Genomic DNA, 14,978 nt, shown 5'->3' with positions numbered 1-14,978 from the left:
CCTATTCGGGCTGGATCGTTGGATCAATGAGAAATACAGGATCCGGCTCATGTCCGAACCGATGAAGATTAATGGTTCCGTTCAGTTGAAACTCCACACCTTCGCTAATCAGTTCCGTTTCCTGCATCAGGCGCGAGTGTTCGTCTGGTATGGAGATTTCGCCTTTTGCGTTAACGACACGGTGCCAGGGAAGACGTTCCTTGCGGCTCATGGAGTGCAGGATACGTACGACTTGTCTCGCGGCTCTTGGACTACCGGCATGGGCTGCAATCTGACCGTAAGTCATCACTTTACCTTCGGGAATCGCCGTGATGATCGCAATGACTTGTTTGGTAAATGGGGTCATCCTGATGTCTCCTCTCTGTATGTTAGGTATATAGCTGAAAATATTAAAAAACGTGTCGTTCAGATTCTGTATCTGAACGACACGTGATATGGACAGATCTAACCTGATCTTGTGCTCTTATAGAGGTTGTTCAAAAGCTTTTTGGTACACAGCAGCTGGCCATTCTGCCCAGGGAAATTCTCTTGCAGGCAACGATTGCAAAATAACTTCTTCCTTGGTAACCGGATGCGGAAAAGCTGCAATCGCTGACCAGAGAGCGATCTGTTGCCCGGGTTTATTCACGCTTGCGCCGTACTTCTGATCCCCGTACAGAGGGCAGCCGATTTCTTTCATTTGCACCCGAATCTGATGAGATCTGCCGGTGTGCAGTTCGATATGGACGAGGCTGTAACGGTCTGTCTCCCCGATAACACGGTAATCCAGAACAGCATCCTTACCGCCAGCCGTACCTTTAGGTACAACAGTAACGGTATTTGTGCGTGAATCTTTCAGGAGTGTGTGCTTTAACGTTCCCTGCTGTGCAGGCAACTTGCCATGTACAACAGCCGCATATATTTTACGGAAATGACGTCCTCGCACCGTCTCGGACAATCTCGAAGCTGCTTTGGAGGTCTTGGCAAAGATCATTGCCCCTCCAACCGGACGATCAAGTCGGTGTACTAACCCGAGATAGACATTGCCAGGTTTGTTATATCGTTCTTTCAGATCTTGCTTCAGCAATGTAAGCAAATCCGGATCACCTGATGCATCTTCCTGGGTAGGTACATTGACCGGTTTCGTAATACCTAACAGATGGTTGTCTTCGAACAGAATCGGAATCGCATCGTGATCATGCCGATGTTCTGACATGATTAAGACTCCCAACGGCCCAGAATACCACAAGGCAGATCAAGACCACTGCGTGTGATTGGCAGACCGATTTCACCTGCGGTTATGTCACCGCCGTACTGAGCAGACATCGTCATGGTCAGCATGTTGCGCAGAACGGTGGAGGAGATGCCCGTAGTGTAGGAGTTCACCAGCATGAATAATGGATTATCTGACAAGATCGTCATACATGACTTCAAGAAAGGATAAAGGTTCTCTTCCAGTTTCCATGTCTCACCATTCGGACCGCGGCCATAAGAAGGAGGGTCCATGATAATAGCATCATAACGATTTCCGCGCCGTTGTTCCCGTTGTACAAATTTGAATACATCATCTGTAATAAAACGAACAGGGCGATCAGCCAGTCCGGATAATTGAACATTTTCCTTGGCCCATTGAACCATGCCTTTAGCTGCATCCACATGCACGACAGAAGCCCCTGCGTATGCTGCGGCTACCGTTGCTCCACCTGTGTAGGCAAACAGGTTCAAGACAGAAATAGGGCGTCCTGCATTGGAGATTTTATCCATCATCCAGCTCCAGTTGGCGGCTTGTTCAGGGAACAGGCCCGTGTGCTTAAAGCTGGTAGGTTTAATGTGGAATTTCAGGTTTTCGTATCCGATCGTCCAGCGCTCGGGAATGGGTTTTTTCATATCCCAGTTACCGCCGCCGGAAGAGCTGCGATGATAGTGACCGTGCACTTGCCGCCATTCATTGGTCTCTTGCTCAAGGGGCCAAATAATCTGTGGATCGGGTCTGCGTAAAATCACATCTCCCCAACGCTCCAGTTTCTCGCCGCCTCCTGTATCGATTACTTCATAGTCCTTCCAATTCTTAGCTACGTACATAATGATTTATCCATCCTTCAAAAGTCATTTGGATACTATTGTACAACAAAAAAGGGCTTGTACGCCAGTTGGGGGACGGGATCATTGGAGGAAGGGATTACATCTGACCTTAAAAGGGTGAGGTATTTTGGCTGTGTTGAAATCCAACATGCGCCATATACTGAAAAACAAAGATAACCAAAAATTTAATTTGACAATGATAATCATTATCACATATGATTTTGTTAATTCAAATTCATTCTTTCTTCAGAGAGAATATTAACTTGATCAAACTAAAGTGAGGGAAAAATAGATGGCTAAATTGTTAGTGGCTTATGCAAGCATGACGGGAAATACAGAAGAAATTGCAGAACTGATTGTCGAAGGAATTACACAGGGGGGCCACGAGGCAGACCTGAAATCCGTAACGGATTGTAATGCATCCGATGTATTGGACTATGACGGATTCATGATTGGCGTTTACACCTGGGGAGACGGGGAGTTGCCAGATGAATTCCTTGATTTCTATGAGGAGTTGGATGAACTAGACTTGAGCGGTAAGAGAGCAGCGGTGTTTGGTAGTGGTGATACTTCGTATGAGCAGTTCTGTGGTGCAGTTGATCTCGCGGCTGCCAAGCTGCAAGAGCGTGGGGCGGAGGTATCTCCAGAAATGTTAAAAATAGAATACAGTCCGCTTGAGCAGGAAAAAGATACATGCCGTGACTTTGGCAAACGTTTTGCTGCTGCCGGATTACAGGTGTCCTAAAGATCATGTTAAGACATAATGTTCAGGCAGCAATGCCGGTCGGAAGGAATGACCTTCCCGGGCGTCTGCTTGAAGATTACAGATTGGAAGAAATGCTGCGCAGCCCACACCGGTTCATCCGCCCTGAACCCGTGTCTGAGCAGCGTCCTCCACTGCAATGGAGGCACCGTGTACAATATGCGGTGAGCCATGCGGTCAATGCCTTTTATAGTCTCTACCCGGATGTTCGCAAAGAAGTACCTGTGCAGTATTTACTTGAGAAGTGGTGGCCCAGAAAGACGGACGGTTTCGAATCAGTTCTCCATTACTGGGATGTGAAGAACAAGATCACGGATGAATTGTCACTTGCCATTGCAATGAACGATGAACTGAAGCATCCAGCCATTCTTTTTGAACAGTGGAGAACGGAGTTACCTTCATTATCCATGCATTTATCGATGATATTTCAGGCGGCCTGGCAGCCTGAAGGCTGGGATTCGCTGCTTATTCAGAAATATATGGTTGTCCATGATCCAAACGTAGTTGAGGCGTTTCAGCATATGGTCAGTGTATTTTGTTGGGAAGCGTTCGGGAAATTACCGGGTATGATCGAAATATACTGCTTGTTGGAAGGACGCAAAATCAGGTACATCCCTGGACGCCAGTCTCTGATACGTTCCATGGACTACATTCGCTTGATACGTGATAGCATGCCGCAAGCAGAAGTGGTGGAGTCAGAGCAATTTACGACACGTGATAAAGCGCGTATACACGAAGAGGTAGATCGCTGGAGAACGGAAGCCGTTGAACCGAAGAAAACATGGTTGATGTGAAGGCGGTTGAAGGATAAGGATATATCATGCAGATAGAGGAGGGGAAGTTGCCATGTCTACCAGTCTAAGTCAAGATATAAGCAGCGGCAAACGACGTGCAGGAACTTGCGAGTTCAGTCCGTTGCCAGTGCCCCAGTCGGTTATACGAAAGTTGCTTGATGAAGCTGATCCTTCATTATATGTGATGAGTTCAGAGCCTTGGAGGTTTATGTTGTTTGCAGGCGAAGGGAGACAGTTATATCTGGAAGCGGTCAGACAGAGCTATCCACCCCATCTGGCTGATCGCTATGGCGATTGGGCTACATATCAATACACGGAAGCGATCCCTACACATCTGGTTGTCGTGGCGCCTATGAATGCCCGTGAGGATGATCTTCTGCCGGCCAAAGCCTGGAGCAAACGTTTTAGTATTCTGGCTGCGGAACAGGGCTTGAATGCGGTCTGGAAAATCAATGATTATCAACAACATCCTGTGTTTATGAATTTGATGGGTTTGACAAGTGCAGAGAAGGTGTTAGGGGTATTCCATATCGGTTACGGAGACCAGCCTGCATTGCGGGATATGGATGCAAGCAGACCAGCCTCTGAACTGATGACGGTCTATGACCATCTGGTATAAAAATTCTTTTATTTACTGGTGTTGGATAGAAAATCACGAACGAGCTGACGATTGGTCTGCTCTTTGTTGTAGACGGAGTATAATCGATTGGATACCGTAAGCACATTGCCAAAAAAGAAGCGTTCGAATTGGGTCTGTCTGCCCCCGAATGATCCAGCCCCAAGCTCCCAGATCAGGCGAAACAGAGCGTTGCGTTCATGAGAAGCCATATCGTTCCCTTTCAGATATATATTCAGTGAAGGAGCGATATCGGATTGAAATTCTTCATCCTGAGGGATCATAATCACCCCGCTTGAACCCAAGAGTTGCAGAATTTCAATCATCTCAGGATAAAGTTTCGGGAAAAGGAGATTGGCTGCCATTAATGGTTTGGGTGCAGGTAATACAAATCCTCGTCCGTCTGGTATGGCACCTGCCTCCGCGGCCAAAGCCAATGCTTTTAACGATTCAAGACCTGCGAACACACGTGCAGTTTTCTCTATAACATGTGCTTCCGTATTCAGATCCAGCGTATCCGTGAGAAGCTGGATTGTACCGAGAACAAATTCCGTCTTGGCAATATAACGACACAGTACCTGATGACCTGCGTGAATATGAAAGTTGCTACCACTGAAGAGACGCGAGGACATTTCCTCACTTCCTGCAAAAAATATTCGTTCATGCGGAACGAGCACCCGGTCAAAGATGACGATATTGTCCATTTCTTCATATCTGGAACTCAGCGGATAGTTGGTGTGAGATTCGGCTGCATAGGTATCCCTGCATACCAGACTGATGCCTGGAAGATCATTGGGGACAGCAAAAGAGAATGCAAATGGATTTTCGTCATCAAATGGGGCGGGAGAAGGTGAAGGATAGACAAAAATTTCATCCGAAGTGGCAGCTTGTGTAGCCATCATGAATGCTCCGCTAATAATGAGGCCTTCCTCGGTGCGGTCTACGACCTTTGCGGCAATGGCATCCTCAGTGGCATCCAATTGCCCAGAGATTTTGCTGGCATAGGGCTGAATGAAGGCATGGGATAGCGTAATATCATGATCACGACAGTAGGCATAATAATTCTTTAGATTTTCTGCATATTGGGGAGATAATTCGTTCAGGAGATCGGCACCTGTGTAAAAGGACATGATGGCTGTATTCATGTAATCGGGTGAGCGACCAAGAAAGCCATGATGGAAATTTGCCCAGATATTCATTCCTTCCCGTCGTTTACGGAGGTCGTCGGCACTTGTTGGAGGCAGGAAGGATATGCCCACAGGTTTGCCGTCTGCTGGAGAGGCATACGTCATCGTTTCCGCAAATTTGGGATCAGATTGCAGATCATACATGTGCATCTGAGTTTCCATTAAACCAGCAAATGCTACATGTTCAGAGCGTTTTTCAGTAATAAGGTTACCTTTGTACCAGCAAGGGACGGACTGTGCATCAATTCGTTCACGATACTGTGTGCCACTTTTAACAGGCATTGTTATTCACCTCTTGGTTCTAATCGTTCATGGGCAGAATGACTTCTTACGTAGTGTACGTAGGTGATCTGTCCAATGTGCATTTAAGAGGTGAGAAGCATTTTTACAGATTAGGGCTTGATAATAATTATCATTCTTGTTACAATAGACAAAGAAAAAAGGAACCGGTAAGGGCTCCTTTAAATGGTTCACATGAAACGACTTATTTTACTTCAAAAGTCTTGCAGTCTGTTTCAGCAGACTGACTTGCTTCTTTGTTACTGTGACTCACAATGTAGATCGAAGAAGCGTTACATTTGTTCTCTTGAGCCCAGTGACGACAGGAATTAACTTCACACAATACGTCTTTTGCCATGATTGTTAACCTCACTTTGATTGGATTACATTCGTTGGTATAAAGAAACCAGATACAACAAGTTGCCGCTTGTGAATCTGGAAAATTTTTGCTCTCACGAAATTGGAGGGCTTTTTTGCGTTATACACAACGATGCATATTTAGAATAGCAAATTTTATTGAAGCTTGCAACCAAATGACTTCCTTCTGTGGCAAAATAGTGTACGTGCTGTGGTTATATTTGCAAAAAGGCAGTAGTATGTTATTATTTAATAGTAATAATTACGATTAATGAGTGAAACCATAAATGAAGGAGCATGTGGATCCATGAGCAAAATAAATCATATGAACCGAATTCCCCGCGCGAAGGGGATCGATATGGCTGCTTTTTACACGCCAAAAGAGTGTAGACGCAAAGCCCAGCATATTGTATTCTCCGATGAAAATGAACGCATCATTAATGAATTTATCACCATTCTGGGCATGAAAGAGAGGTTCAGAGAGCATGATGTATCAATCCCCAATAAAATGGTCATGTTCGGGCCTCCCGGTACGGGAAAAACATTAACGGCATCACATCTGGCGGAGCGCCTTGATCTTCCATTGCTTCTCGTGAGATTAGATGCGATCATTCATAGCCATCTTGGGGAGACGGGGAGTAACGTACGTAAGTTATTCGAATATGCACGAATGAATCCCTGTGTGTTATTTTTGGATGAATTTGATGCCATAGGCCGTACGCGTGAGAGCAATGATGAAGTAAAAGAGATGGCGCGTGTCGTCAATACATTGTTACAATGTTTGGACGAATTCGATGGGGACAGTATTCTGGTCGCTGCGACGAATCTGGAAACCCAACTGGATCATGCCATCTGGCGGCGTTTTGATACGAAGATGACCTATGGAATGCCTGATGATTCAAGTCGCAGATTGTATATCAGCAAGTTGGTGGGATCATTTGAACAGGAGACCCGGTTGGAAGATTACATATGTGAACACTTGACCGGGTGCAGTTATGCGGATATAGAGCAGATCGTGTTGAAAGCAAAGCGGAAAGCGATTATTGCCAGTAGTACACTTCATAAGCAACTGATCTCGGATGCTTACGATGAATACAGACCACGTGTATTAGAGTTTTGATTGCTATCATTCTGGATAAAGCAACAAGGAACAACGTTGAACTAGCCCAGTCTCCTGAATGGAGTTCTGGGCTAGTTGTCATGTTAGCATGTTGCGTTATACTTTAACGGCTGCTCCGTATGCTTTTTCTGTATTCATGGCTTCTTGTGTTGCAGTCCAGCGTGGCAGGCTTAATCTGAACATGCTGCCTTCCGGGCTGCTGGAGACAAGTGTCAGTTCACCACCCTGTTCCTGAGCGAGTAGGCGGCTATAGGTTAATCCTAGACCCAGGCCGCGGTTACGACGTTTCTTGAGTTCTCCACGATAGAAGCGTTCGAAGATTTTGGGTTGGTCTTCAGCCGCGATACCTGTGCCGTTGTCCTTGACATCAACGTACAGCATCTGTTCTTCTGCGTGTAGATAAATATCGAAGACAGCCTTTTGTTCAGGAGCTGTGGCATGAAGTGCGTTATTGAGCAAATTAACAATGATCTGCTGAATGCGCAGAGCATCCCCTATGGTAAAGAAGTTGACTGGAGGGGTGTGAAGCTGAACCTCTGGCATTTTGTCCTCATACGCAATCTTCCACTGATAGATGATCTCACCGACCAACAGCTTCAGATCCGTCCGTTCCTTGCGAACGGTAACACTTCCTGCAGCCATGGCGTTATAGTCAAGCAAATCTGCGACCATACGTTCCATACGTTCGGATTCCTTCAAAGCGATATCCAAAAATTCTTTCCCTTCCTGTGGACTCACGACATCGTCACGTACTGCCATAACGAGACCCTTGATGGAAGTTACCGGTGTCTTGAGTTCATGACTGACCCCTGCCAGCGAAAGTGTACGCCATTCTTCGAGTTGTTGGAGACGAGTGGCCATGTCTCGGAATGAATTGACAAGTTCATTAATCTCACGCTCTCGTGTATTGAAGTCAAGACTGACATCATAATTGCCACCTCGAATCTGTTCAGCGGCATAGGCTACCTGACGAATAGGTCTGGATAACTTATTGGACAGGAGATAGATTGTAAACCATCCACAGAGGATTAGTCCTCCGAGGATTAGAGCCACGAGCCATATCGTCTCTGGACCAAATGTAATGGATTGTTTGGACTGCATGACCCACACTTTGCCCAAGGTTTGATCGCCCTCAGATATGTTGACCGTTACACCTGCATATTTGTTGTTTCGCGGTTCAAGATAGTCGTCTGACAGTCGATAATGCACATCTTTTTGCTCCATTTTAGGCTGGGAAAAGATCAATTGATTGTTGTTGTCCAAGATCATGACGCAAAAATAATGATCTGTATTAAATAGTTTCTCTCGCTTGGTTACCAGTCTGTCCAGATCGGGTGGAACCCGAAGCATATTATCTTCACTGGTCACTCGATCGGCAATCTCCAGACCCAGCAGTTCTGCGGTTTTGAGGCTTTTCTCAATGGAAGTTGTTCGAATCCAGTAGAGTGCCCCGGCCGCAATAATCGTGAATCCAATACACAAAATGAGAAAATATCGCAGCGTCCAGTGTGACAGAATGGATATCGTTCGTTTGGGTTTCTTCTGTTTCAGTTGGCGATCCAAAATTGATACCCCATTCCTCGCAACGTCCGAATCTCTCCCGTCTCTGGCGACCAGTGGGAGAGGGCTTGACGTAGTCGTTTAATCGATAGGTCCACAGCACGGTCACTGCCATCATAGTCCATCCCCCATACCTGTTCAATAAGATGATCTCTGGTAAATGTCCGATTCGGATAATCGGACAGGAAGAACAGTAACGACAGGTCGCGAGGTGTGAGTGCAACCTCTGCACCGTTCAGCAGCACCTGCTTGGCAGCAAGATCAATGACGAGATTTCCAAAAGAACGTTTCTCTTCACCACCCGAGGTCCAATGTGGATTACGGCGCAATACCGCATTCACTCTGGCGACCACTTCTTCCGGTACAAAAGGTTTGCTCATATAATCGTCCGCACCGGCATTTAATCCGTTGAGACGGTCTGAAATGTCATCCAGTGCGGTTAGCATGATCACGGGACAAGCACTTTTTTCACGAATAATCCGCAGCAGATCCCATCCGTCCATTCCTGGCAGCATCACATCAAGTAATACCAGGGAAGGCGTTACGGTATCAAAAAGGGTAAGTGCAGTCGGTCCATCTGCTGCATGATGAACTTCAAATTCTGCTTTTCTCAGATAAGCAGCCAGTACTCGTGCAATAGCTTGCTCATCCTCGACGATAAGTATGGATTTCAAGAAAAGCGTTCTCCTTTCGCTTAGTAAACTTGTACTGATTTTACATGAGCAAGAGCGTAAAGCCAATCCTGTATTGCGGATCTGAAAAAAATATGGGACTTGTCTTATCTTGACTTCTTCCTGACACATTCAATTGATATGATTCACTCCAACAAGCAACCTAAACAATAATATACTGGAGGAAACATACAGATGAACAAGAAAGCAAAAGCATGGCTTATTACAGGTGTGGCGGCGGTTGCCGTAATTGGTGGCGGTGGTTACTATCTCGCAAATAGCTACTTGGGGAACAACGTTGAGATTGAGCAGGTGCTTCCTGCCAGCACAGCGACTTCCACAACAACTGTAGATAGCACAGGAACGGCTGTAGCCAATGAAACTGCTGGAGCAGAGCAACTGAACGGAGACTGGAACATCAGTGAAGGTTCCAAAGTATACTTCTCCGTAACCACTTCGCAGGAGACGGTTAATTTTGTGGACGAGCAGGTAACAGGGAATTGGACAATTAATGTAGACGATGCTTCTCAGATGAAAGCAGATGGACAGATTGAGATGGACGGAATTGATTCCGGAAATGGACAGCGTGATGGTCACGTGAAGCAAGCCGATTTCTTCGACATAGCGACATATCCACAGGCAACATTTACAGCGACTTCATTTGAAGGGGTGCCTGCGGAATGGCCTGTCGGTCAAACGGTTGATATCAAAATGAACGGTACCATTACGGTTAAAGGCATTGAAAAAGAAGTCACTTTTGATGCAAAAGCTGCTTTTGAGAATAATGAAGTATTGTTGTCGGCGACATCGATGGTAACGTTTGAAGATTTCGGAATGAAAAATCCGCACTCGGTTGTGCTCTCGACCGAAAATGATATCCAAGTACAACTTGAATTGAAACTCACCAAATAAGTTAAGTGTAACAATGATCATATACCTGAAAATCTGTTCTGTTCTGCCTTCCGGTGGACGGACAGATTTTTTTGTTTCTTTTGCAAAATAGTGTGATTAATATAGCTCAAATGTAACTGTCACAGGATCATATTGTTAAAATAACTGCTGTTTCCTTTGGATAATACCGTGTTACCCATCACTATTAAGCGCTTACAATGAGGAGGGTTCATCACATTCATTGATCCATGCACAATCAAACACAAAAAGGGGGAGATCAAGAGTGAACAAAAGGTACATAAGCGGGTGTCTGGTATTACTGATGCTGTTCTGTGATCTGGGCTTAATGGTTCGTCCAGCGGCTGCAGAAGAGGCGAAAGTGAACGTGGCACTTAACAAGCAGGTTACGGTAAGCACAGAATATTTGGAGTGGGGGAGTAAGAAGGAGCACTTGGTTGATGGTAAAAATGACACACATTGGGCTGCTACGGCGGGAGTGACAACGGAACAACCACAGTGGGTCATGATTGATCTGGGCGAAGACTACAATCTGTCCGGAGCGGAAATAACGTGGAGAGAAAACACGGTTGTGAAATATACGGTAGAAACATCTGCTGACCAGCAAGCATGGACCAACGTTGCTGATCAAAGTGAAAATGCCGATCCCAAACAGATCGCTGATCTGACGTTTCAGCAGAATGATGTACGATATATCAGACTGAATATATCTTTTTTCAAGGGTGAAGACGTCTGGCCGGAAATATTGGAGTTTAAAGTATGGGGAGAATCAGAAGGCACTCAACCGGCGAACATTACGGAATATGATTCAGTCGAAGTGAAAACCGTAACAAGAAGTGCGCCAGTTCTGCCAAATCAGGTAAAAGCATGGTACCAAAATGGAAAATCGGGAATGGTGCCTGTGACATGGGATCATATCGACCCTTTGGAATACGCTTCTACAGGAAATTTTACGGTAACAGGGACTGTATATGGTGCGCCTCCAGAGCCTCGGCCTGAAGCCAAGGTGATCGTTGAGGGATACCGTGCAGACTATGTTAGAGGTGTTGATATTTCCACATTGACTGCCATTGAGGACAAAGGCGGCAAATACGTGGACAGCAACGGAACAGAGCGTGATTTGCTCGATATTCTCAAGGATCGCGGTGTCAATTACGTGCGTCTTCGTCTGTGGAATGATCCACAGAAATCAGGGGGCTACAACGATAAGGAAGATGTCATTCGTTTGGCTACGCGGGTAAAGGAAAAAGGCATGAAAATCCTGTTGGACTTCCACTACTCGGATGAGTGGGCGCACCCGGGTCAGCAGCTTCGTCCCAAAGCATGGGAAGGTCTTTCATTTGAAGAGCTGAAGCAGGAAGTATACAACTATACGGTTGAAGTTGTGGGAGAAATGAAAGCAAAGGGCGCCATGCCTGATATGGTGCAGATCGGTAATGAGATCAACAGTGGTGTTCTGAATGGCCTGAGCAGCGATGTTGATTTCGACGAAAATGTTGCATTGCTGAAAAGTGGAATTGATGCTGTTCGTGCGGTAGAAGGAGAGATCTCCAATAACGCGGATAAGGTGAAGATCATGATCCATCTGGCTGAAGGCGGCAAGGCGGATATGTTCAAATGGTACTTTGGAGAGTTAAGTAAAGGCGGACTGGACTATGACATTATCGGACTGTCATATTACCCATTCTGGCATGGGACGTTTGCGGATGTACAGAATACGATGAATGAAGTGTCAGCTGAGTTTGGCAAAGATGTCATTATCGCTGAAACGTCTTATCCGTTTTCCTACAAAAACGGGGACGCTCATGGGAACATCATCGGGTCGGACGAAGCGCTTCATGTAGGGGGAGCAGACTTCCCCGCAACCGTTCAAGGTCAATATGATGCCATCGCCGGCATTATGGACATGATTGCAAATGTGCCGAATAATCATGGTGCAGGTTTCTTCTACTGGGAGCCAGCATGGATTCCGGCCGGTGTAGGCTGGATTGCATCTGAAGGCAATGCATGGGAAAACCAAGCGATGTTTGACTACGATGAATTTCCGGCTAACGGCGGCCATTCGTATGAAGGCAGAGCATTATGGTCCCTTGATGTGTACAAACGCGGATTAAATCTTCTGCCGGCAGACCGCCAACAACTGGCTGCGGCGCTTGCACGAGCCGAATCGTTGGTACAGACTGATTTTACTTCGGAAACCTGGAGTACTCTGGCTCCGGCAATCTTGGCAGCGAAAGACGTAAATCGTCAGGCATACACGCCGGGTGGGGTGACTCAAGCAGATACAGATGCAGCGACAACGGCATTAGAACATGTGATGCAGCAAATGCAGGTTATCCCTCCGCAGCTTGACGAGCTCAGAGCCAAATTAGTAGATGCGCGTACGTATCAGCAGGCTGACTGGTCTGCGGCCACTTGGGCGGTGTTGACCAAGGCGCTGGAAGGCGCTGATCAGGTCTTGAATGATCCAAGAGCAACACAGACGGATGCGAATACAGCGGTTAAACGTTTAGATGATGCCATTCAAGGTTTATCCAATGTGGACAAAACACAATTGCACCAGTACATTCAACAAATGCAGCAGCAGAATGAATCTTCCTATACACGCCGGAGCTGGTCTGTAATGCAGCAATCTTTGCAGGCAGCGATTCAGGTCCGAGATAACCATGCTGTTGTCCAGTCTGAGGTGAATTCAGCCCTGAATACGTTGAAACAAGCCTTTACTAATCTGGTCTCTCTGGAGGCTTTAACAACAGGCAAAACGGCAACGGCTTCAAGCAGTGCAGGGACTGGAGGCAATCAAGCCAACTCTCCTGAAGGTGCGATTGACAACAATCCAAACACTTCATGGGGAACGGATAAGAGCATTGACCGCTGGTGGCAAGTGGATTTGGGGCAAGTCGCAAACTTGCGCAAGCTTGAGATGTCGATGTGGAGTGGCGGCATCAAATATACGATCGAAGTGTCCAATGATAACCAAAATTTTGTGAAAGTAGTGGACACCACAAGTGATGTTGTTGTATCGACCGCACCTAGCCATGTTCTTCCAGAAGGCACGGAGGGACGTTATATTCGTGTAACGATTAAAACAGGTCCCACATGGGTAGGATTCATGGAATTTGAAGCATACGGTACGTTCCCGGCAGATAAATCGGCACTGCAAGCTACTGTAGATGCCGCTGAGAAATTAAAGCAAACCGAGTACACGACTGCAAGCTGGAATGTGTTCAGTAAGATGCTTTCTGAAGCGAAGGAGCTCATTCTGGATGTGGAATCTTCCACGCAAGATCTAAGCAAAGCGGATCAAGCGTTACAAGATGCTGTGAGTAAGCTTGTGCGTCAAGATACTACACCTGACCCTGGTCAGCCATCCCAACCAAGTGTACCTTCACAACCATCTAACCCGGGAACAGCTCCTTCGACGGGAAATCCGGCTGTAACCCCGCCAGTTGGATCTGGCACTGGACCAGTGAAGGGTTCAATAACGGTAAAAGGAACAGCAACCGGGGATGACAAGTACTCGATTCGTCCGGATGCATCCCAATTAACTCAGGCACTGCAGTCCATGGATACAGGAAATCGTACGTTGAAGCTGATTGCAGATGTGCCTGACACAGCCAAGACAGTCACATTCCAATTGGCTGCAAGCCAACTGGCAACATGGGTTCGTTCCGAGGAAGTGCAATCCCTAAATGTAGTCGTAGGACCGACTACCGTTCGTGTTCCTCTGAAATCACTGCCGCTAACCATTGCGGAGACTGCTGGAACGTTCGACATCGTAGTGGCAAAAGGATCGACAGATACACTGTCCACATCTCAAAAAGCAGCGATCGGTAATCATGCGATTGTTGATGTGAATCTGTTAATGAACAATAAGCCATTGCAATGGACAAACAGAGCGGTTGAAGTTGTTCTATCCAGTGTAGAGCAACCTAAGAAAAATGATGTAGTTATGGTTGTACATTCCATATCTCCAAGTAGGGAAATGAAACCTGTTACGTATTCCAAGTACGATGATAAGACAAAAACGATGGCGTTTAAACCGCTGGAATCCGGCAATTATGCCATTGCAGAAATTGAAGTGCCATTACATGATCTGCAAAATCACAATTGGGCTCTCCTAGAGGTGCAGAATCTCTACGGTAAAGGGATTATTACGGGCATGAGCGCAACTCGTTTTGCCCCGCAAGGTGAACTGACCAGAGCACAATTTTTGCAAATGATTATTAAAGCTATTGGTGATGCACGCCAGCCCGAACCATCTATTTCGCTCCCAACGGATGTGAAGGAAGGGCAGTGGTATGCCGATTCAGTAAGACTTGGCATTGAAATGAACATTATTCAAGGCCGGGCGGATGGAAGCTTTGGAGCGAATGAACGTATTTCACGAGAAGATATGGCCGTTATGCTGAATCGAGCGCTGCAGGTTGTGCAACGTGATCAGGATGCGAACAATGCTGCACAAGGAAATACTTTATTTGTAGATAACGCCGAGATCGCCGGGTATGCAAAAGGAGCCGTAGCCTCGATGCAACAACTTGGACTGCTGAACGGCATGCCTGATGGCACGTTTGCTCCGAAAGAAACAGCGAATCGTGCACAAGGGGCTGTTGCCGTCGCGAGACTGATGGAACGACTCTATTAGAAAATAGGAGCAGGTA

The 14,978-nt window shown here is 46.4% G+C and carries 13 protein-coding genes; 6 read left to right on the top strand and 7 right to left on the bottom strand.

The genetic code is table 11. The features are described from left to right. Position 1: 1 nt before the first annotated feature. From ABTV53_RS17215 to ABTV53_RS17205, 3 genes are all read right to left on the bottom strand, one after another. Positions 2-346: an MGMT family protein gene (locus ABTV53_RS17215; protein WP_433744616.1), complete on the bottom strand. Its 345-nt coding sequence runs from the start codon at positions 344-346 to the stop codon at positions 2-4. Between the two features lie 117 nt (positions 347-463). After that, positions 464-1,195 (bottom strand): RluA family pseudouridine synthase, encoded by a 732-nt coding sequence (locus tag ABTV53_RS17210; RefSeq protein ID WP_421890997.1) that lies wholly within the window; start codon positions 1,193-1,195, stop codon positions 464-466. A 2-nt stretch (positions 1,196-1,197) separates the two neighbouring features. Beyond that, a complete protein-coding gene (locus tag ABTV53_RS17205; protein ID WP_017687801.1) occupies positions 1,198-2,061 on the bottom strand; it encodes a class I SAM-dependent methyltransferase in 864 nt (287 codons plus the stop codon). A gap of 292 nt (positions 2,062-2,353) precedes the next feature. Between ABTV53_RS17205 and ABTV53_RS17200 the strand changes: the two genes are divergently transcribed. From ABTV53_RS17200 to ABTV53_RS17190, 3 genes are read left to right on the top strand one after another with little or no spacing between them, the layout of a single operon-like run. Next, a complete protein-coding gene (locus ABTV53_RS17200; RefSeq protein ID WP_433744612.1) occupies positions 2,354-2,806 on the top strand; it encodes a flavodoxin in 453 nt (150 codons plus the stop codon). Between the two features lie 5 nt (positions 2,807-2,811). After that, on the top strand, positions 2,812-3,618 hold the full coding sequence (locus ABTV53_RS17195) for a hypothetical protein (protein WP_433744610.1): 807 nt from the start codon (positions 2,812-2,814) through the stop codon (positions 3,616-3,618). A 52-nt stretch (positions 3,619-3,670) separates the two neighbouring features. Beyond that, positions 3,671-4,237 carry a nitroreductase family protein gene (locus ABTV53_RS17190; protein ID WP_421890987.1) on the top strand — a complete coding sequence of 189 codons (567 nt, stop codon included), beginning with the start codon at positions 3,671-3,673 and terminating at the stop codon, positions 4,235-4,237. An 8-nt stretch (positions 4,238-4,245) separates the two neighbouring features. Here the strand turns inward: ABTV53_RS17190 and ABTV53_RS17185 are convergent, their stop codons facing one another. Then, entirely contained in the window at positions 4,246-5,703 is a 1,458-nt protein-coding gene (locus ABTV53_RS17185; RefSeq protein WP_433744606.1) for a 4-hydroxyphenylacetate 3-hydroxylase family protein, read from the bottom strand. A 202-nt stretch (positions 5,704-5,905) separates the two neighbouring features. Continuing rightward, entirely contained in the window at positions 5,906-6,058 is a 153-nt protein-coding gene (locus ABTV53_RS17180) for a DUF1540 domain-containing protein (protein WP_076209985.1), read from the bottom strand. Between the two features lie 306 nt (positions 6,059-6,364). On the opposite strand from ABTV53_RS17180, the gene ABTV53_RS17175 reads away from it, so the two are divergent. Next, positions 6,365-7,177 carry an AAA family ATPase gene (locus ABTV53_RS17175; RefSeq protein ID WP_433744604.1) on the top strand — a complete coding sequence of 271 codons (813 nt, stop codon included), beginning with the start codon at positions 6,365-6,367 and terminating at the stop codon, positions 7,175-7,177. A gap of 96 nt (positions 7,178-7,273) precedes the next feature. On the opposite strand, the gene ABTV53_RS17170 is transcribed toward ABTV53_RS17175, so the two are convergent. Next, a complete protein-coding gene (locus ABTV53_RS17170) occupies positions 7,274-8,740 on the bottom strand; it encodes a HAMP domain-containing sensor histidine kinase (RefSeq protein ID WP_433744601.1) in 1,467 nt (488 codons plus the stop codon). Next, positions 8,725-9,411, bottom strand: coding sequence for a response regulator transcription factor (locus tag ABTV53_RS17165; protein ID WP_036613325.1), 687 nt, complete (start codon positions 9,409-9,411; stop codon positions 8,725-8,727). Before ABTV53_RS17165 ends, ABTV53_RS17170 begins: the two co-directional genes overlap by 16 nt. Before the next feature lie 192 nt (positions 9,412-9,603). Between ABTV53_RS17165 and ABTV53_RS17160 the strand changes: the two genes are divergently transcribed. Continuing rightward, complete coding sequence (locus ABTV53_RS17160; RefSeq protein ID WP_433744598.1) at positions 9,604-10,320, top strand: YceI family protein; 717 nt, start codon at positions 9,604-9,606, stop codon at positions 10,318-10,320. Positions 10,321-10,582: 262 nt separating this feature from the next. Continuing rightward, positions 10,583-14,962 carry a glycosyl hydrolase 53 family protein gene (locus ABTV53_RS17155; protein WP_433744595.1) on the top strand — a complete coding sequence of 1,460 codons (4,380 nt, stop codon included), beginning with the start codon at positions 10,583-10,585 and terminating at the stop codon, positions 14,960-14,962. Positions 14,963-14,978: the final 16 nt, after the last annotated feature.

This window comes from Paenibacillus amylolyticus, from assembly GCF_050990605.1.
Classification (GTDB): domain Bacteria; phylum Bacillota; class Bacilli; order Paenibacillales; family Paenibacillaceae; genus Paenibacillus; species Paenibacillus amylolyticus_H.
The sequence above is the reverse complement of the archived record's forward strand: the minus strand, read 5'-3'. Positions and strand labels throughout refer to the sequence as shown.